The sequence below is a fragment of the Mycolicibacterium septicum DSM 44393 genome (genome assembly GCF_000455325.1).
Taxonomy (GTDB): Bacteria; Actinomycetota; Actinomycetes; order Mycobacteriales; family Mycobacteriaceae; genus Mycobacterium; species Mycobacterium septicum.
In genome coordinates this window covers 474386-491427 of record NZ_HG322952.1, presented here as the reverse complement: position 1 = coordinate 491427, position 17042 = coordinate 474386, and the positions used below count along the sequence as shown (strand labels likewise).

Sequence of the window (17042 nt, the reverse complement as noted above, 5' to 3'; positions counted from 1 at the left end):
CTTTGAAGAGAGGACCGGAATGGTCAAATCCCGATGGGTTTCGGCGATCCTGGGCGCGGGCGTTATTGCTGCCGGGATTACCGCGGGCACCGCATGGGCGGGCGGACCCGGTGGTTATGTCGAGGACCCCGAAGACATTTTTGCTGCTGTCGGTACCGGCGAATTCATCGACACCATAGCGGGTTTCACCGCTACCGGTGATACGAGCGAAGAGGCCTCCGCGGCGGTGGTCGCGGCCTGCCAGAACGCGGGGGGTGTGGAGTGCACCGTTGACGAGGTGACCAACGACAACCTCTGCATCGTGTCCGTCGCGAGCCCCAGTAACCACGCGGTGGCCGGCGGAGCCGGGGCGACGGTCGAGGCCGCCCGTCAGGACGCATTCAACCGGGCGGCGGCGAACAACACCCCGCTCGATGCGGATTCCCCCGTCGTCGTATCGGCGTGCCCGTGATGAGCGGGCGGACGGTCGTAGCCCGGAAAGGGAAGGACAAGATGACTGGTCGCGGCAAGTTGGCATTCTTGATGGCGAGTTTGGCTGCCGTATCGGTCGTTTCGGCTCCGGTTGCGAGTGCCCGACCGACCTGCCAGGACACGGCCACCAAGACGATCTGCACGACCAACGGCAGCACCTCGATCAAGGCCAGGCCGGGAACGACGGCGCCGCCGGCCAATCAGCCGGTGTTCCCGTGGCTGGGCATGCCCGGGGCTCGCCGCTAGCCACTGGCCGAGTCGGTACCAAGCACCCGCGAGCGGGCGCGTCCTTCCGTGACGCGCCCGCTCGTGGTTGTTACGGCGCTGTCGTGCATGCCCGAGATCAGCTGCTGTGCTGGGTATTTGCGGGCTTGTCGGCATGCATCCGGTCGTAGACCCGCCACCAGATTAGCTCGTGGTCGACGGCGGTGATGTCCCCGCGATCGCGGCACTCGTCGGCGTGTAGCAGCTCCGCGGCCAGCACGACCAGGCGCTCGCGGGCGGCTGCCGATCCCGGATCGTCGCAACCGGCCATCGTCGCCGCACTCAGTGTCCGCACGCGGTGGTATGTACTGCCGGACAGCCCGAGCGCGACGGCTCCGGTGGCGAGGAACACCGCGGTGGACACGCCGAACGCCGGCCAGGGCGACATCTGCCCACCCAGCCACAGCTGGCACAGCAGCCACACGAACATTCCCCACAGCGGCCAACCCCGGGCCACTCGCACGAGGCGGCGCTCGGCGGTACCGATGCCGGGCGGGTACACCACCAGCCGGTAGTAGGTGATGCCGAAACGGCCGGGCCTGACCTGCACGCAACCCCACGCCCGGGAACCGTCGAGCAAGGGGCGCACTAGCCGGATGCCGTCCATATATCGGGTGTACCCGCTGCGAACGCGCCTGCATCCGGCCCGAACGGTTTCTTTACGCCGACGGGAAGGATCCTTGCGGGCTGAGTATAGATAACTATACTCAGCATGATGACGCAGAAACTCCCGCCCCGCCTGGCCGACCACCCGACAGTCCGCGCGGTGCGTGCCCGTGCGGACACGGCGGTTCCGGACGTGATCGACGCCGACTGGCTGTGGGCCTTGTGCCTGGACGCCGGGGTCGACGACGTGGCCTTCGCCAGTGCGGACGACCCCGCCCTGGCCTCTGAGCGCGAACACGTCGAGGCCGCACTCCCCGGGGTCCGCAGCTACATATCCCTGGTCGTGAAGATGAACCGCGACAACGTCCGCTCGTCCACCCGCAGCGTGGCCAACCAGGAGTTTCACCGCAGCGGCGAGGTCATCAACGAGGCGGCCCACCGGATCACCCGGGCCCTGGAGGATGCCGGCCATCGTGCGGTGAACCCGTCGGCGACCTTCCCGATGGAGATGGACAGGTACCCCGGGCGGATCTGGGTGGTGGCGCACAAGCCGGTCGCAGTGGCCTCGGGGCTGGGGGTGATGGGAATCCACCGCAACGTGATCCACCCCAGATTCGGCAACTTCATCCTGCTGGCCACCATCCTGGTCGGCGCACCGATCAGCAGTTACGGCGTGCCGCTGGACTATTCGCCGTGTCTGGAATGCAAACTGTGCGTGGCGGCCTGCCCGGTCGGGGCCATCGGCAAGGACGGTGAGTTCGACTTCGTCGCTTGCTCGGTGCACAACTACCGCGAGTTCATGGGCGGATTCACCGACTGGGTGCAAACCGTCGCCGACAGCAGCGATGCCGCCGACTTCCGGTCCCGGGTCAGTGATTCCGAGAATGCGTCGATGTGGCAGAGCCTGTCGTTCAAGGCCAACTACAAGGCGGCGTACTGCCTGGCGGTGTGCCCGGCGGGCGAGGACGTGATCGAGCCCTACCTCGACGACCGCAAGGAGTTCATGGACCGGGTGCTCAAACCGCTGCAGGAAAAGCGGGAAACGCTGTACGTGCTGCCGAACTCGGCGGCCAAGGCGCACGCCGAGAAGCGGTATCCGCACAAGACCGTCAAGGTGGTGGACAGCGGAATCCGGGTCTCTGACCGGCCGTTGGAATCACCGTGAGCGCAACGCCCGACCGGTCATCCCTCGACGGCTAACGTGGCGCGACGATGGCGACACAGCAAGGTGACTTTCGGCTGTGGGCATTTGGTGATGCCCACGTCGGGACCGACAACCAGTTCGGCCGGGAGAGCCTCGCCGAGGCCATCCGGCAGTCGGAATTCGGTGGAGCGCAAGGTGGTCCGTCGTTCGACTGGGACATCGCCGTCGACGTCGGTGACATGTCCGGTGCCCATCACAGCCTGCCCGACGATGCCGAGGGGTTGGAGGTCCGCAGGCAGCTCTCGGCGCTGCGCAAGCATCGGCGCGAGGACGTGTACTCGGTGTGCGGAAACCACGACCGCAGCGGCCTTTCCGAACCAGACGCGTGGTGGTGGCAGAAGTGGATCGATCCGCTGGGCGTGCACGCCGCTCATTCCGGTGTCGACGCCGCTGCCCGTCGCTACCAGGTCAGTGGGACCTGGGAACACTACTCATTCCGTGTGGGCAACCTGCTCTTCCTGATGCTCAGCGACCGCAACGAGCCGTCGCAGACCGTCGGACGGGGCACGCTCGGCGGTAACCCCGGTGGGGTGGTCTCCGCCGAGACGTTCGAGTGGTGGGCGAACATGGTTGAACAGAACCGTGATTCGATCATCATCACCGTGCACCACTACGTGCTCAAGGACACGACGGTGGCATCAGGGGAGTGGGAGGGGGTGCGCCGCGGCGCGGACGGAGAACTCTACGAGCACTACCATCGCCCGTTCCCGGAGGGGACGCCGCAGGGCGCGTCGTACCTGTACTGGGTCGGCGGCAAGCCTGACTCCGGGGCCTTCGAGCGGTACCTCACCGAACACCCGGGTGCGGTCGCGCTGTGGTTGGCCGGTCACACCCACACCAATCCCGACGATGCCCACGGCGGCAAGACACATATCGAACAGGCTTGGGGTGGAACCTATTTCATGAATGTGGCGTCGTTGAGCCGCCACCACATGCCGATCACGACCCTGCCGATCAGCCGGCTGCTCACATTTCGCCCCGGCAGCCAGGAGGTGCGGGTGCAGTGCTATCTGCACACCGACCAGCATGCGCTGCAGGGCTGGTACGCCCCGGCGGAGCGCACGCTCACCCTGGATCGGCCGTTCCGCTGGTGACGCGGAATCACCAGGCGTGCACGGTGTTCTGGGCCGGCTCCAGGCCCTGGGCGATCAACAGCTCGGTGGCGTCGGCGGCCTGCTCGCAGATGGTCGGCACCTCGGCGCGTTCGGCGGCCGTGAAGGCCTCCAGCACGAACGCCGCCGGATCCTTACGGCCCGGCGGACGGCCCACTCCAATGCGGACCCGCTGAAAGTCCTTGCTGCCCAATGCTGATGCCACCGAACGCAGCCCATTGTGGCCGCCCTCGCCGCCACCGACCTTGAGCCGGATCCGGCCGAAGTCGATGTCGAGCTCGTCGTGGATGACCACGATCCGGGCCGGCGGCACCGAATAGAACTTGGCCAACGGCCCGACCTGACGGCCGGACTCGTTCATGTAGCACCGAGGCTTGGCCAGTACCACCGGAGCTCCTGCGAGCCGGCCGGTGATCACCTCGGCGCCGGATTTCTTGTGCACCTTGAAGGCCGAGCCGATGCGGGCGGCCAGTACGTCGGCCACCATGAACCCGATGTTGTGCCGGGTCTTGGCGTAGGCGGGCCCGGGATTTCCCAGGCCCACCACCAGCAGCGGCTCGGCCATTCGAGGAATGTCCTGCGTGTCTCGACTCGGTGACTACTCGGCGGCTTCGGCTTCGGCTTCGGCGGCTTCGGCAGCCGGCTCCTCGGCCGGGGCCTCAGCGGTCTCGCCGGCACCCTCGGCCTCGAGATCCTCGGCGCTCGGGGCCTCGACGATGTTGACCACGAGCAGCTCGGGATCCGACACCAGCGAAACGCCGGCGGGCAGCTCGATCTGGCCGGCCAGGATCTGGGTTCCGGCCTCGATGCCGTCGATCGACACGGTCAGGTGCTCGGGGATCGACAGGGCCTCGGCCTCGATCTCGATGTGGTTGGCGTCCTGGGTGACCAGGGCGCCCGGGACGGCGTCACCCTCGACGGTGACGGTGACCTCGACGGTGACCTTCTCGCCACGACGCACGACGAGCAGGTCGGCGTGCTGGATGTTGCGGCGGATCGGGTGGATGTCCAGCGCCTTGGTCAGGGCCAGCTGTTCCTTGCCGTCGATGTCGAGGGTCAGCACGGCGTTGGTGCCGGAGTGGCGCAGCACCGCGGAGAACTCGCGGGCGTTGATCTCGAGGTGCTGGGGCTCGGTGCCGTGGCCGTAGAGCACGGTGGGCACATTGCCGTCACGGCGGGCCTGACGCGAGGCGCCCTTGCCGGTGCGGGTACGCACGGTGGCGGTGAGCTTGTTGGGGACGTTCTTGGCTGCGGCCTTGGCCATGATGTTGCTCCTCTAATTGCGGTACTGCGGTCAGATCGTCAGCACGGCAAGGGTCACAACACTCAAAGAAGTTCCCGCCGATAACGGTGGTCCAGAAGGTCCACCCTCGCCGTGACGCCAGGTCAGGGTAGCAAAGACGGGGCCGCCGCCAAAAATCGGCGCCGGAGGGCTACAGCGGGTACGTGGTCTTGGTGAGCTGCTCGGACAGCTCCCACAGCGCCTTCTGGGTGCCCACCCGCTTGGCCAGCGGGCTGCGCCCGACCGGCTGGCTGGGGCCGAACTGGCCGAACCGGGGCCCGATGAAGCTGTCTCCGGGAACGTCCTGGGACGCCGCGAACAGCGTCTGACGTGCGCCGAACGACGGATCGCTGGCGAAAACCCGGTTGGCGGCCGCCATCATGCGGGCGCCGAACTTGTTGCCGGTCTGGCCCTGCAGGTTGGTGGCCGAATAGCCGGGGTGGGCGGCCAGGGCGCGCACCCCCGAGCCTGACGCCGTCAGCCGTCGCTGCAACTCGGACGTGAACATCAGGTTGGCCAGCTTGGACTGCCCGTAGGCCAGCCACGCCGAGTACGGCCGCGACTTCCAGTTGAGGTCCCGCAGGCTGATCTGCCCGATCCAGTGCATCAACGACGACACCGTCACCACCCGGTCGGTGATCTTGGGCAGCAGCAGATTGGTCAGCGCGAAATGGCCGAGGTGGTTGGTGCCGATCTGGCTCTCGAAGCCGTCGGCGGTCCGGCTCAGCGGGACCGCCATGATGCCTGCGTTGTTGATCAGCACGTCGACGCTCTCGACGGTTTCGGCGAACTCGTGCACGGAGGCCAGGTTCTGCAGGTCGAGCTTGCGTACCTCCACGATGCCACCCGTCATCGTCGCGGCGGCCGCGGTGCCCTTCTCCAGGTTGCGCACCGCGACGGTGACCTTGGCGCCGACGCGGGCGAGCTCACGCGCGGTGACGAGCCCCAGCCCGCTGTTGGCGCCGGTGACGATCACCCGGCGGCCGGAAAACGATGGCAGGTCGGCGCTGGTCCATTCGCTCATGCTGACCACCCTACGGTCGCGCCGGTACTTCTTCGCGCTTCACTTCTTGGCGACGTTGAAGCCCGCGATGATCGATTCGATGTCCGGTCCCTGGGCCGCGGCCTCGTCGGCGTAGGTCGTCACGGTCAGCTGGATCAGGTACCGCTGCGGGGGCTGTAACCCGTCATTGGCGATGATGACGCGGTTGTAGCTCTGCATGCGCTTGCCGTTGAGGTCGTAGCTGCCCTCGATCATCGCCGAGGGGAAGCCCTTCCAGTCCGCGTTGGATGCGTTGAGCTGCTTGAAGTTCTCCGACAACTGGGCATCGGCGTAACCGTGGTCTTTGAGGGCCTTGGGCACGTCGAAGTCGCCGTGCAAGGTGAAGGCCAGCATCATCGCGGTGGGGTAGGTGTTCCCCTTGGCGATCATCCGGGTACCGGGGGCCAGGTTCGGATTGTTGTAGGTATGCCATCCGGGCGGGTTCGGCATGGTGACGCTCAGGTGGGGGATCTTCTCGGGTGCGATGGGCTCGCCGACGACACCGGAGTCCTCCAGGAACTGCCACAGGGGTACCGGCTGGTTGTCCGCAGGGGCGGCCGGTGTCGTCGAACTCGTCGTCCAGATCGACTTGTAGTCAGGCGTTTCCGCGCCACAGCCGGTGACCAGGACCGCCAGTGCGCCGGCCGTGGCGAGCAACCGCTTCACAGAATCTCGCGCACCGAATCGATCGGCCGGGCCAGCCGGGTGCCGTTGTCGGTGACGACGAACGGGCGCTCGATCAGGATGGGGTTCGCGGCCATCGCGTCGAGCAGTTCCTCGTCCGACGCGTCGGCCAAACCCAGCTCGGCGTACAGGGATTCGCGCTTGCGCACCGCGGTACGCACGTCGATCCCAGAGGCTTTGATCAGCGCGGCGATCTCATCACGCGTCGGCGGCGTCTTGAGGTACTGCACGACCTCGGGTTCGATCCCGTTCTCGCGCAACAGATCCAGGGTCTTGCGCGAGGTCGAGCACTTCGGGTTGTGGTAAATGCGGGCCATCTAGGCAGACCCGTCGAACAGTCCGGTCACCGAACCGTTCTCGAACACCGCGCGGATGGTGCTGGCCAGCAGCGGCGCGATGGACAGCACGGTCAGCTGCGGGAACAGCTTGTCCTCGGTGATCGGCAGCGTGTTGGTGACGATCACCTCGCGGGCGCCGCACTCGGCCAGGCGCTGGGCAGCCGGATCGGACAGCACGCCGTGCGTCGCGGCGATCACCACGTCCTTGGCGCCGTCCTCGCGCAGCAGCTTGACCGCGCCGGCGATGGTGCCGCCGGTGTCGATCATGTCGTCGGTCAGGATGCAGGTCTTGCCCTTGACGTCACCGACGACACGGTTGGCCTTGACCTGGTTGGGGACCAGCGGGTCACGGGTCTTGTGGATGAAGGCGAGCGGGACACCGCCCAGGGCGTCGGCCCACTTCTCGGCGACGCGGACGCGGCCGGAGTCGGGGGAGACGACGACCATGTCGGCACCGGCGTACTTGTCGGCGATGTAGCCGCACAGCAGCGACTGGCCGCGCATGTGATCCACCGGGCCGTCGAAGAAGCCCTGGATCTGGTCGGTGTGCAGGTCGACCGTGACGATGCGGTCGGCGCCCGCGGTCTTGTACAGGTCCGCGACCAGGCGGGCCGAGATGGGCTCGCGTCCGCGGTGCTTCTTGTCCTGACGCGCATAGGGATAGAACGGCAGGATCGCGGTGATCCGCTTGGCGCTACCGCGCTTGAGCGCATCGATCATGATGAGCTGCTCCATGAGCCACTGGTTCAGCGGCGCGGGATGGCTCTGCAGCACGAACGCGTCGCAGCCGCGCACGGACTCGTCGAACCGGACGAAGATCTCGCCGTTGGCGAAATCCCGGGCGGTCTGTGCGGTCACCTCGATGCCCAGTTCCTTGGCCACCTGTTCCGCCAGTTCCGGGTGCGCGCGCCCCGAGAACAGCATCAGGTTTTTTCGATTGTCGGTCCAGTCCGTGGCCACTTGGCTGCCTTCGCGGTTGGGGATCGATACGGAGCAATCGTACGTAGCGTTTCTGGTTGTTCGTAGCCGGGTTACCAGATTGCCAACACGAAACGTCGGATTGCCCGGCCCAGCGGCGCCGACTGTGGCGCTCCTGCGCGCGTTTGCCACGGATTTCGTGCACACGCGTCACGCTCGCGGCCGGTGGCGGCTGACCTACTCCTCGCGGGCCTTGCGCGCGGCCTCGGCGGCTGCCGAGCCCGGACGCTTGCGCTCCACCCAGCCCTCGATGGTGCGCTGGGCGTTGTCCGATACCGCCAGCGCACCGGGCGGGACGTCGTCGCGCAGCACGGTGCCGGCGCCGGTGTAGGCCCCGTCGCCGACGTTGACCGGCGCGATGAACATCGTGTCGGAGCCGGTGCGCACGTGGGAACCGATGGTGGTCCGGTGCTTGTTCTCGCCGTCGTAGTTGACGAAGACGCTGGACGCCCCGATGTTGCTGTGGTCGCCGATGTCGGCGTCGCCGACGTAGGTCAGATGGGGGACCTTGGTGCCCGTGCCGATCGTGGAGTTCTTCGTCTCGACGAATGCGCCGAGCTTGCCGTCGGCGCCGAGGATGGTGCCCGGCCGCAGGTAGGTGAACGGGCCGACGGTGGCGCCGGCCCCGATCACGGCCAGCTGAGCGTGGGTGCGCACCACCGAGGCGCCGTCGCCCACCTCGACGTCGGTCAGCGTGGAGTCCGGGCCGATCTCGCAGCCGGCGCCGATCTCGGTGGTGCCGAGCAGTTGGGTGCCCGGGCGGACGACGGTGTCGCGGCCGATGGTGACGTCGACGTCGATCCAGGTGGTGGTCGGGTCGACGATCGTGACACCGGCCCGCTGATGGCGGGCCACGATGCGGCGGTTGAGTTCGGCGCCCAGATCGGAGAGCTGCACCCGGTCGTTGACGCCGGCGACCAGCGCGCTGTCGTCGACGTGCATGGCCCGCACCGTCCGGCCGTCCTGCCGCACGATCGCGATGACGTCGGTGAGGTACAGCTCCTGCTGCGCGTTGTTCGAGCTCAACCGGCTCAGCGCCGAGCGCAGATCGGCGATGTCGAAGGCGTACACCCCGGCGTTGACTTCCCGGATCGCCCGCTGCGACTCGGTCGCGTCGGCCTGCTCGACGATGCCGATGACCTCGTTGTCCTGGGTGCGCAGGATGCGGCCGTAGCCGGTGGGGTCGGGCACGGTGGTGGTCACGACCGTGGCGGCAGCGGTCGCGGCGCTGTGGGTCTCGATCAGGGCGGCCAGGGTCTCGGCGTCGAGCAGCGGGACATCACCCGAGGTCACGACGACTGTGCCGGCGAATTCATCGGGCAGCGAGCTCAGCCCGCAGGCCACGGCGTGGCCGGTGCCCAGCTGTTGGTCCTGGATGGCGACGTCGATGGCGCGGCCCAGCTTGTCTGCCAGCTCGCCGACCGCGGGTGCGATGCGCTCACGGTCGTGGCCGAGAACGACCACCAGATGTTGGGCTGCCGCGTTGGCCACGGTGTGTACCGCGTGGCTGAGCATGCTGCGGCCCGCCAGGGTGTGCAGCACCTTCGGGGTGTCCGAGCGCATGCGGGTCCCGGCACCTGCTGCCAGTACTACGACGGCGGCCTCGATGGGTGCGGTCATGTTCTCCTCTCCGGCGAGCGACCGGGTCTGTACGCCGACACGCCGTCCTTAGTGTCATTTTGCGGTCGCTCGCGGAAGTTTGAGCTCCGTCGCCAGGACTCGAACCTGAACTATCTGAACCAAAATCAGAGGTGCTGCCGATTACACCACGACGGAATGTCCGGGAGAGACTCTAGTCGAACGGTCTAGCCTGATATGCGTGGCAGCACCCGAGAAGGAAGTGCGGGCCCCCCGGGCCCGGATGACCGGCAACGAACGGCGACAACAGCTCATCGAGATCGCCAAGTCGCTGTTTGCCGAACGGGGCTACGAGGGCACCTCGATCGAGGAGATCGCCCAGCGCGCCAACGTGTCGAAACCCGTGGTCTACGAGCATTTCGGCGGCAAAGAAGGCCTGTACGCCGTCGTCGTCGACCGGGAGATGTCGGCCCTGCTGGACGGGATCACCTCGTCGTTGACCAACAACCGCTCCCGGGTGCGGGTCGAACGCGTCGCGCTGGCCCTGCTGACCTACGTCGAGGAGCGCACCGACGGCTTCCGCATCCTGATCCGCGACTCACCGGCCGCGATCACCTCGGGGACCTACTCGACGCTGCTCAACGACGCCGTCAACCAGGTCTCCTCGATCCTGGCCGGGGACTTCTCCCGCCGCGGCCTGGACCCCGAACTGGCACCGCTGTACGCCCAGGCGCTGGTCGGGTCGGTGTCGATGACCGCGCAGTGGTGGCTCGACGTGCGCGAGCCCAAGAAGGAAGTGGTGGCGGCCCACGTCGTCAACCTGATGTGGAACGGGCTCACCCACCTGGAGTCCGACCCGGTCCTGCACGAGGAGTAGGTCAACAAACTGCAACCCAAGGGTTGCGGCATCGGGACTTCATGTGCAACCCTTGGGTTGCAGCAATCCGGCCAAGAGAGGAACCCGATATGACCACCGACTTCGACCGCATCGAGCGCGAGATCACCATCGACGCACCGGCACAACGCGTCTGGGATCTGGTGAGCGAACCCGGCTGGTACATCAACGACGAGCAGATCACCGAACACCGCATCGATCGTGACGGCGACGTCGCCATCGTCACCGATCCCACGCACGGGAAGTTCGCGCTGCGGACCGTCGCCGTCGATGAGCCGCGCTATGTGGCCTTCCGGTGGCACATCGACGCCGACAATCTCGACAGCTCATCCACCCTCGTCGAATTCTGGATCACCCCGGCGCCGTCCGGCGTGGTGCTGCGGGTCGTCGAGAGCGGGTTCGCCTCGCTCGACGAGCCCGAGGCCAACCGCCGCTCCCGGTTCGACGATCACAGCGGCGGCTGGCCGCTCGAGCTCGGCCTCGCCCAGAAATATCTGGTGGGGGCCGCCGCCGATGCATGAGAATGCCTCGCCGGTGCAGGTTTTCGCGGCCCTCGCCGACGACAGCCGGTGGCAGGTTCTGGTCGCACTCGGCCGCAGCCCCGCCTCCGCGTCGTCGCTGGCCGACGAACTCCCGATCAGCCGCCAGGCCATCGCCAAACATCTGAAGGTGCTCACCGACGTCGGCCTGGTGGTGGCCACCCGGGTGGGGCGTGAGGTCAAGTACGAGGCGGTGGGGGCTCGGCTCAGCGAGGTGGCGCGCCGGCTCGACAGCATCGCGGCGGGTTGGGACCGCAGGCTGGCCAGGATCAAGGATGTCGCCGAGCGGGAGGGCTGACGGGCGCCGGCCCTCAGCCCAGATCCCGCGACAGCAGGTCCGCGGTCGTCTCGCGGCGCACCAACGTCCGCGAAGCGCCGTCGCGCACCGACACCACGGGTGGGCGACCCACCATGTTGTAGGTCGAGGCCATGCTGTGCTGGTAGGCCCCGGTGCAGGCCACGGCCAGTAGATCACCGGCGTGGATGTCGGCGGGCAGCTCGACATCGTGCACGATCTCGTCACCGGCCTCGCAATGCCGACCACCACCGTGGCCACCATGGTCGGCCCCAGTGGGTGCCGATTGGCCAGGGCCACGGTGTATTTCGCTCCGTACAGGGCGACCCGCGGGTTGTCGCTCATACCGCCGTCGACGGCGACGAACGTGCGCCCGCCGGGCTGGGACTTCACCCCGCACACCCGGTACAGCGTCACCCCGGCCCGTGCGCTGATGGCGCGGCCGGGTTCGACGACCAGGCGTGGCCGGGGGAACCGTTCGGCCGCGCACGCCGCGGTCAGCTCGTCGTCGACGACGGTCGCGAGTGCGCCGATATCGAGGGCCGCGTCGCCGCGGACGTACGGAACCCCGTGGCCGCCGCCGATGTTGAGCTCGGTCAGCACCAGGCCGTGTTCGGCACGGATGTCGGCCATCGCGCCGATCAAGCGGTGGATGGCCTGGCCGTAGGGCGCGGGGTCGGTGATCTGTGAGCCGATATGGCAGTGCAGGCCAACCAGATCCAGGTTCGGGGTGGCCAGGATGCGAGCGGCGGCGCGGGCTGCCCGGCGATCGGCCAGCGCGAAGCCGAACTTCTGGTCCGTCACCCCGGTGGTGACCGCGCGGTGCCCGTGGATGTCGATGTCGGGCGTGACCCGGATCAGCACCGCCTGGGGCCGGCGGGCCAGCCCGGCCAGATAGGTGATCTCCATCGGCGAGTCGACCACGATCCGGCCCACGCCCACGTCGATCGCATCGCGCAGTTCGTCGCACGTCTTGGCATTGCCGTGCATCACGATGCGCGCCGGGTCGACTCCGCCCGCCAACGCGGTCGCGAGTTCGGCCGCCGAGCACACGTCCACGCCGAGGCCTTCCTCGGCGGCCCACCGTGCGACGGCGGTGGTCAGCAGCGACTTGCCCGCATAGACGACCTCGGTCTGGCCGAGGGCAGCCCGGTAGCGCCGGGCGCGGGTCCGGAAATCGGTCTCGTCGAGCACATAGGCCGGGGTGCGGTATTCGTCGGCGATGTCGGTCAGCGGCACCCGGCCGACGGTGATGCGGCCCTGCTCGTCGACCCCGGTGGTCAGCGGCCAGATGTTCGGATCGAGGCGTGGCCGGGTCGCACCGCGAAGTGAAGGCAGGATGTCCAGCAAGGTCATGACTCCACAGTCGGCCTTGCCGGGGGCCGCGTCATCGGGCTTGACGATCCCTTGACGCGCTGGGGAGCAATCTTGACGGGCTCAGGTTCTGCCGAACGACGTCGTCCCGGTGGAGGTGGCGATGAACCCGTTGCCCTTCTGCGGATCGGCCATCCGGCAGGCCAACCGGATGTCGTCGGTGTAGACGCAGGTGGCGTTGCCGAGGTCGAACCGTTGACCGGCGGGCAGCATCGGCGCCTCGTTCTCGTCGAGGCCGTCGACCGGACTGAGCGGTTCCTCGGTGCGCGAGAAGCTCATCGGGATCGCACCGTTGGTGGTGCCGTAGCTGAACAGGTGCGCGAGGTTGGCATCGTTGGGGGCGCCGACGAAGGGGCCGCGGCAGTCCAGTGCGTACATCGCCCGGTGCTGGGTGGTCATGCAGACGAAGCCGTCGGGCGTGCGGAACCCCTGCACCGGAAACCCCTGTCCCTCGCGCAGGACGTACTGCGCCGGATCGACGGCGGGATAGGCGGCGAAGTCGGGCACGCCGTCCGGACCGAGGTGCGTCGGCACCGACTCGTGCGCGGACTCCGGTTTCTCCCGGGTGAGCCATATCACCGCGAACACCGCCGTCAGCACCACAACGAGCGCTGCCGCCCACCGCTTCATCGCTCCATGATCGCCCCGGGCAGAGCACTACGGAGCCGAATCCCCGGCCCCGTAGAATGGCCCCATCATGACCGCACCGGGGCACAACCATGTCCAGACCCCGATTGCGGGTCTCGTTGAGCTGGCTTTAACCGATCCGTCCCTGCAGGACGTCCTTCGTCGCGCCGCCGACCGACCCGCCGATCTCGCGCTCGTCGGGCCGGCCAGTGCCCGCGTGCTGGTGGCTGCCGGGCTGGCCCAGCAGGGCCCGCTGCTGGTGGTCGCCGCCACCGGCCGGGAAGCCGACGACCTGACCGCCGAACTGCGCGGCGTGATCGGCGATGCCGTCGCACTGTTCCCGTCCTGGGAGACGCTGCCGCACGAGCGGTTGTCCCCGGGTGTGGAGACCGTCGGCGCCCGATTGTTGCTGTTGCGCAGGCTGGCCCACCCCGAGGACACGACACTGGGGCCGCCGCTGCGCGTCGTGGTCACCACGACGCGGTCACTGCTGCAGCCGATGGCCCCCGACGTCGTGAGTACCGAGCCGGTGAGCCTCACCGTCGGCGCCGAGGCCGAGTTCGAGGCGGTCATCACCCGCCTGGTCAACCTCGCCTACACCCGCGTCGACATGGTCGGCAAACGCGGGGAGTTCGCTGTGCGCGGCGGCATCCTCGACCTGTTCCCGCCCACTGCCGAGCATCCGGTGCGCGTCGAGTTCTGGGGCGACGAGATTTCCGAGATGCGGTTGTTCTCGATCGCCGACCAGCGGTCGATCACCGAGATCCCGGTGCAGAACGTGGTTGCCGTGCCGTGCCGCGAACTGCTGATGACCGCCGACGTGCAGGAGCGTGCCGCCGTGCTCTCCGTCGAGCACCCCACCCACGAGAACAGCGTGCCCGGCAGCGTGCCCGACATGCTGGCCAAGCTCGCCGAGGGCATCCCGGTCGACGGCATGGAGGCGCTGCTTCCGCTGCTGCACCCGGTGCAGCCCACGACGCTGACGCACCACCTGCCCGAGGGCGCGCCGGTGCTGCTGTGCGACCCGGAGAAGGTGCGTACCCGCGCGGCCGACCTGATCAAGACGGGGCGGGAATTCCTCGAGGCCTCGTGGTCGACGGCCGCGGTCGGTGGGGATGCCCCCATCGACATCGAGGCGCTGGGCGCGTCCGGATTCGTCCCGTTCGACCAGGCGCGTGAAGACTCCGTCGCCGGTGGGCACCCGTGGTGGACGCTGAGTCAGCTGCCCGACGGCAGGGCCACCGAACTCGATCTGCGGCCGTCGCCGTCGGCACGCAGCCAGCAGAGTCTCGACGAGATCTTCGCGATGCTGCGCGCCCACGTCGCCACCGGCGGGTACGCCGCGGTGGTCACCCCGGGCGCCGGTACCGCGCACCGCGTCGTCGAGCAGCTCGGCGAGTCCGATATCGCGGCGGCAATGCTCGAACCGGGTGAGGCTCCGAGGAAGGGTGCCGTTGGGGTTCTGAAAGGGCCGCTGCACGAAGGCGTGATCCTGCCCGGAGTCAACCTCGTGGTCATCACCGAGACCGATCTGACCGGTAACCGGGTGACGGCCTCAGGCGGCAAAAGGCTTGCGGCCAAACGTCGTAACGTCGTCGACCCGCTGGCACTGGCCGCCGGGGATCTCGTGGTGCACGATCAGCACGGCATCGGCAAGTTCGTCGAGATGACCGAGCGGGTGGTCGGTGGGGCCCGCCGTGAATACCTGGTGCTGGAGTACGCGTCGTCCAAACGCGGCGGCGGATCGGATCGCCTCTACGTGCCGATGGATTCGCTGGATCAGCTGTCGCGTTACGTCGGCGGCGAGGCGCCGTCGTTGTCGAAGCTCGGCGGAAGCGACTGGGCCAACACGAAAACCAAGGCGCGCAAGGCTGTTCGTGAGATCGCCAGTGAACTGGTCGCGCTGTACGCCAAGCGGCAGTCGGCGCCCGGGCATGCGTTCGGCCCCGACACTCCATGGCAGAACGAGATGGAGGATGCGTTCGGCTTCACCGAGACCATGGACCAGCTGACCGCGATCACCGAGGTCAAATCCGATATGGAGAAGCCGGTTCCGATGGACCGGGTGATCTGTGGCGACGTGGGTTACGGCAAGACCGAGATCGCGGTGCGGGCGGCGTTCAAGGCCGTACAGGACGGCAAGCAGGTCGCGGTGCTGGTGCCGACGACGCTGCTGGCCGATCAGCATCTGCAGACCTTCACCAACCGCATGGCGGGTTTCCCGGTGACGGTCAAGGGGCTGTCGCGGTTCACCGATCCGGCCGAGTCGCGCGCCACCATGGAGGGGATGACCGACGGGTCGGTCGACGTGGTGATCGGCACGCACCGGCTGTTGCAGACCGGGGTGACCTGGAAAGACCTGGGCCTCATCATCGTTGACGAGGAACAGCGGTTCGGCGTCGAGCACAAAGAGCACATCAAGTCGATGCGCACGCACGTCGACGTGCTCACGATGAGCGCCACCCCGATCCCGCGCACCCTGGAGATGAGCCTGGCCGGCATTCGCGAGATGTCGACGATCCTCACCCCGCCCGAGGAGCGCCACCCGGTGCTGACCTACGTCGGTCCTCATGACGACAAGCAGGTGGCCGCGGCGTTGCGGCGTGAGCTGCTGCGTGACGGGCAGGCGTTCTACATCCACAACCGGGTCCGCACCATCGACCAGGCCGCGGCCCGGATCCGCCAGCTGGTGCCCGAGGCCAGGGTCGTCGTGGCGCACGGGCAGATGAACGAGGAGACGCTGGAGAAGACCGTCGAGGGCTTCTGGAACCGTGAATACGACATCCTGGTGTGCACCACGATCGTCGAGACCGGTCTGGACATCTCCAACGCCAACACCTTGATCGTTGAGCGGGCCGATACCTTCGGGCTCTCGCAGCTGCATCAGCTGCGTGGCCGGGTGGGCCGCAGCCGCGAGCGTGGATACGCCTACATGCTCTATCCGCCCAATTCGCCGCTGACCGAGACCGCCTACGACCGGTTGGCCACCATCGCGCAGAACAATGAGCTGGGTGCGGGCATGGCCGTGGCCATGAAGGACCTGGAGATCCGCGGCGCGGGAAATGTATTGGGCGCCGAGCAGTCCGGTCACGTGGCCGGCGTGGGTTTCGATCTATACGTGCGGCTGGTCGGCGAGGCGGTGGAGGCATACCGCGCCGCGGCCGACGGGAAAACCGTTGCCACACCTCAGGAACAGAAAGAGGTGCGGGTCGACCTTCCGGTCGATGCGCACCTGCCGCCCGAGTACATCGGCAGTGACCGGCTGCGGCTGGAGGGCTACCGCCGGCTGGCGGCGGCCACCGATGAGGACGCGGTGCGTGCCGTCGTCGACGAAACTCGTCGACAGGTACGGTCCCGCTTCCGCGCGAGGCGCAACGCCTGGTTGCGGTGGCCCGGCTCCGGATGTTGTGCCGCGAGTACGGCATCACCGAGATCGGTGCGGTATCGGCCTCGACGATCAAGTTGTCGCCGGTGGTGCTCCCCGATTCCGCGCAGTTGCGGCTCAAGCGGATGTACCCGGGCGGGCACTACCGGGCCACCACCTCGGTGGTCCAGGTGCCGATCCCGCGGGAGAGCGACGGTATCGGCTCGCCGCGGATCCGTGACCTGGACATTGTCCGATGGGTGGCCGGTCTGGTGCTCGTGCTGAACGGGAAAACCGAGGGCAGCGTCGACATCACCGCAGGACTTGATTCTTCGGACTGATCGCCTGGTAGAGGCGTCTTTTTGGGCGCCGGTACCGGCCGAATCGCG

The 17042-nt window shown here is 67.8% G+C and carries 16 protein-coding genes, 1 tRNA gene and 2 pseudogenes; 8 read left to right on the top strand and 11 right to left on the bottom strand.

Annotation, left to right across the window (positions count from 1 at the left end):
- The first annotated feature begins 19 nt into the window (after nucleotides 1-19).
- Together TX88_RS22335 and TX88_RS22330 are read left to right on the top strand one after the other, a co-directional pair.
- Nucleotides 20-451, top strand: coding sequence for a DUF4189 domain-containing protein (locus TX88_RS22335; RefSeq protein WP_044520056.1), 432 nt, complete (start codon nucleotides 20-22; stop codon nucleotides 449-451).
- Between the two features lie 41 nt (nucleotides 452-492).
- The gene (locus TX88_RS22330; protein WP_044521717.1) at nucleotides 493-717 is read left to right on the top strand and encodes a hypothetical protein; all 225 of its coding nucleotides are present in this window, start codon (nucleotides 493-495) and stop codon (nucleotides 715-717) included.
- A gap of 97 nt (nucleotides 718-814) precedes the next feature.
- Here the strand turns inward: TX88_RS22330 and TX88_RS22325 are convergent, their stop codons facing one another.
- Nucleotides 815-1342, bottom strand: a complete 528-nt coding sequence (locus tag TX88_RS22325; RefSeq protein ID WP_044520055.1) for a DUF6611 family protein — start codon at nucleotides 1340-1342, stop codon at nucleotides 815-817.
- 108 nt (nucleotides 1343-1450) lie between these two features.
- Between TX88_RS22325 and TX88_RS22320 the strand changes: the two genes are divergently transcribed.
- Together TX88_RS22320 and TX88_RS22315 are read left to right on the top strand one after the other, a co-directional pair.
- Complete coding sequence (locus TX88_RS22320) at nucleotides 1451-2506, top strand: 4Fe-4S binding protein (RefSeq protein ID WP_044521715.1); 1056 nt, start codon at nucleotides 1451-1453, stop codon at nucleotides 2504-2506.
- 47 nt (nucleotides 2507-2553) lie between these two features.
- Nucleotides 2554-3639, top strand: a complete 1086-nt coding sequence (locus TX88_RS22315; RefSeq protein WP_044520054.1) for a metallophosphoesterase family protein — start codon at nucleotides 2554-2556, stop codon at nucleotides 3637-3639.
- Between the two features lie 7 nt (nucleotides 3640-3646).
- On the opposite strand, the gene pth is transcribed toward TX88_RS22315, so the two are convergent.
- The 8 genes from pth to TX88_RS22275 all read right to left on the bottom strand — a co-directional run bounded on the left by pth (nucleotide 3647) and on the right by TX88_RS22275 (nucleotide 9757).
- Nucleotides 3647-4222: an aminoacyl-tRNA hydrolase gene (gene pth, locus TX88_RS22310; protein ID WP_044520053.1), complete on the bottom strand. Its 576-nt coding sequence runs from the start codon at nucleotides 4220-4222 to the stop codon at nucleotides 3647-3649.
- A 33-nt stretch (nucleotides 4223-4255) separates the two neighbouring features.
- Nucleotides 4256-4921, bottom strand: a complete 666-nt coding sequence (locus tag TX88_RS22305; RefSeq protein ID WP_044520052.1) for a 50S ribosomal protein L25/general stress protein Ctc — start codon at nucleotides 4919-4921, stop codon at nucleotides 4256-4258.
- Between the two features lie 169 nt (nucleotides 4922-5090).
- Nucleotides 5091-5963 (bottom strand): oxidoreductase, encoded by an 873-nt coding sequence (locus tag TX88_RS22300; RefSeq protein WP_044520051.1) that lies wholly within the window; start codon nucleotides 5961-5963, stop codon nucleotides 5091-5093.
- Nucleotides 5964-6002: 39 nt separating this feature from the next.
- Nucleotides 6003-6647: an LpqN/LpqT family lipoprotein gene (locus TX88_RS22295; RefSeq protein ID WP_044520050.1), complete on the bottom strand. Its 645-nt coding sequence runs from the start codon at nucleotides 6645-6647 to the stop codon at nucleotides 6003-6005.
- Complete coding sequence (gene arsC / locus TX88_RS22290; RefSeq protein WP_044520049.1) at nucleotides 6644-6982, bottom strand: arsenate reductase (glutaredoxin); 339 nt, start codon at nucleotides 6980-6982, stop codon at nucleotides 6644-6646. The genes TX88_RS22295 and arsC overlap by 4 nt, the downstream gene beginning before the upstream one ends.
- Nucleotides 6983-7963: a ribose-phosphate diphosphokinase gene (locus tag TX88_RS22285; RefSeq protein WP_044520047.1), complete on the bottom strand. Its 981-nt coding sequence runs from the start codon at nucleotides 7961-7963 to the stop codon at nucleotides 6983-6985.
- A 195-nt stretch (nucleotides 7964-8158) separates the two neighbouring features.
- Nucleotides 8159-9601, bottom strand: coding sequence for a bifunctional UDP-N-acetylglucosamine diphosphorylase/glucosamine-1-phosphate N-acetyltransferase GlmU (gene glmU / locus TX88_RS22280; RefSeq protein WP_044520046.1), 1443 nt, complete (start codon nucleotides 9599-9601; stop codon nucleotides 8159-8161).
- A gap of 84 nt (nucleotides 9602-9685) precedes the next feature.
- Nucleotides 9686-9757: transfer RNA gene (locus TX88_RS22275), tRNA-Gln, on the bottom strand.
- An 85-nt stretch (nucleotides 9758-9842) separates the two neighbouring features.
- On the opposite strand from TX88_RS22275, the gene TX88_RS22270 reads away from it, so the two are divergent.
- The 3 genes from TX88_RS22270 to TX88_RS22260 all read left to right on the top strand — a co-directional run bounded on the left by TX88_RS22270 (nucleotide 9843) and on the right by TX88_RS22260 (nucleotide 11291).
- Entirely contained in the window at nucleotides 9843-10436 is a 594-nt protein-coding gene (locus TX88_RS22270) for a TetR/AcrR family transcriptional regulator (protein ID WP_044521714.1), read from the top strand.
- Between the two features lie 89 nt (nucleotides 10437-10525).
- On the top strand, nucleotides 10526-10975 hold the full coding sequence (locus TX88_RS22265) for an SRPBCC domain-containing protein (RefSeq protein ID WP_044520045.1): 450 nt from the start codon (nucleotides 10526-10528) through the stop codon (nucleotides 10973-10975).
- On the top strand, nucleotides 10968-11291 hold the full coding sequence (locus TX88_RS22260; protein ID WP_044520044.1) for an ArsR/SmtB family transcription factor: 324 nt from the start codon (nucleotides 10968-10970) through the stop codon (nucleotides 11289-11291). The genes TX88_RS22265 and TX88_RS22260 overlap by 8 nt, the downstream gene beginning before the upstream one ends.
- A 13-nt stretch (nucleotides 11292-11304) precedes the next feature.
- Here the strand turns inward: TX88_RS22260 and lysA are convergent.
- Both lysA and TX88_RS32885 read right to left on the bottom strand, forming a co-directional pair.
- Nucleotides 11305-12644, bottom strand: a pseudogene (gene lysA / locus TX88_RS22255) (diaminopimelate decarboxylase).
- An 81-nt stretch (nucleotides 12645-12725) separates the two neighbouring features.
- Nucleotides 12726-13292, bottom strand: a complete 567-nt coding sequence (locus tag TX88_RS32885) for a hypothetical protein (protein WP_049925284.1) — start codon at nucleotides 13290-13292, stop codon at nucleotides 12726-12728.
- Nucleotides 13293-13359: 67 nt separating this feature from the next.
- Between TX88_RS32885 and mfd the strand changes: the two are divergent.
- Nucleotides 13360-16994 (top strand): annotated as a pseudogene (gene mfd / locus TX88_RS22245) (transcription-repair coupling factor).
- Nucleotides 16995-17042 lie beyond the last annotated feature (48 nt).

Excerpts from the sequence above, each read along its gene's own strand:
- TX88_RS22335 (WP_044520056.1), top strand. The coding sequence starts at position 20 with ATGGTCAAATCCCGATGGGTTTCGGCGATCCTGGGCGCGGGCGTTATT.
- TX88_RS22330 (WP_044521717.1), top strand. The coding sequence starts at position 493 with ATGACTGGTCGCGGCAAGTTGGCATTCTTGATGGCGAGTTTGGCTGCC.
- TX88_RS22325 (WP_044520055.1), bottom strand. The coding sequence starts at position 1,342 with ATGGACGGCATCCGGCTAGTGCGCCCCTTGCTCGACGGTTCCCGGGCG.
- TX88_RS22320 (WP_044521715.1), top strand. The coding sequence starts at position 1,451 with ATGACGCAGAAACTCCCGCCCCGCCTGGCCGACCACCCGACAGTCCGC.
- TX88_RS22315 (WP_044520054.1), top strand. The coding sequence starts at position 2,554 with ATGGCGACACAGCAAGGTGACTTTCGGCTGTGGGCATTTGGTGATGCC.
- pth (WP_044520053.1), bottom strand. The coding sequence starts at position 4,222 with ATGGCCGAGCCGCTGCTGGTGGTGGGCCTGGGAAATCCCGGGCCCGCC.
- TX88_RS22305 (WP_044520052.1), bottom strand. The coding sequence starts at position 4,921 with ATGGCCAAGGCCGCAGCCAAGAACGTCCCCAACAAGCTCACCGCCACC.
- TX88_RS22300 (WP_044520051.1), bottom strand. The coding sequence starts at position 5,963 with ATGAGCGAATGGACCAGCGCCGACCTGCCATCGTTTTCCGGCCGCCGG.
- arsC (WP_044520049.1), bottom strand. The coding sequence starts at position 6,982 with ATGGCCCGCATTTACCACAACCCGAAGTGCTCGACCTCGCGCAAGACC.
- glmU (WP_044520046.1), bottom strand. The coding sequence starts at position 9,601 with ATGACCGCACCCATCGAGGCCGCCGTCGTAGTACTGGCAGCAGGTGCC.
- TX88_RS22270 (WP_044521714.1), top strand. The coding sequence starts at position 9,843 with ATGACCGGCAACGAACGGCGACAACAGCTCATCGAGATCGCCAAGTCG.
- TX88_RS22265 (WP_044520045.1), top strand. The coding sequence starts at position 10,526 with ATGACCACCGACTTCGACCGCATCGAGCGCGAGATCACCATCGACGCA.
- TX88_RS22260 (WP_044520044.1), top strand. The coding sequence starts at position 10,968 with ATGCATGAGAATGCCTCGCCGGTGCAGGTTTTCGCGGCCCTCGCCGAC.
- TX88_RS32885 (WP_049925284.1), bottom strand. The coding sequence starts at position 13,292 with ATGAAGCGGTGGGCGGCAGCGCTCGTTGTGGTGCTGACGGCGGTGTTC.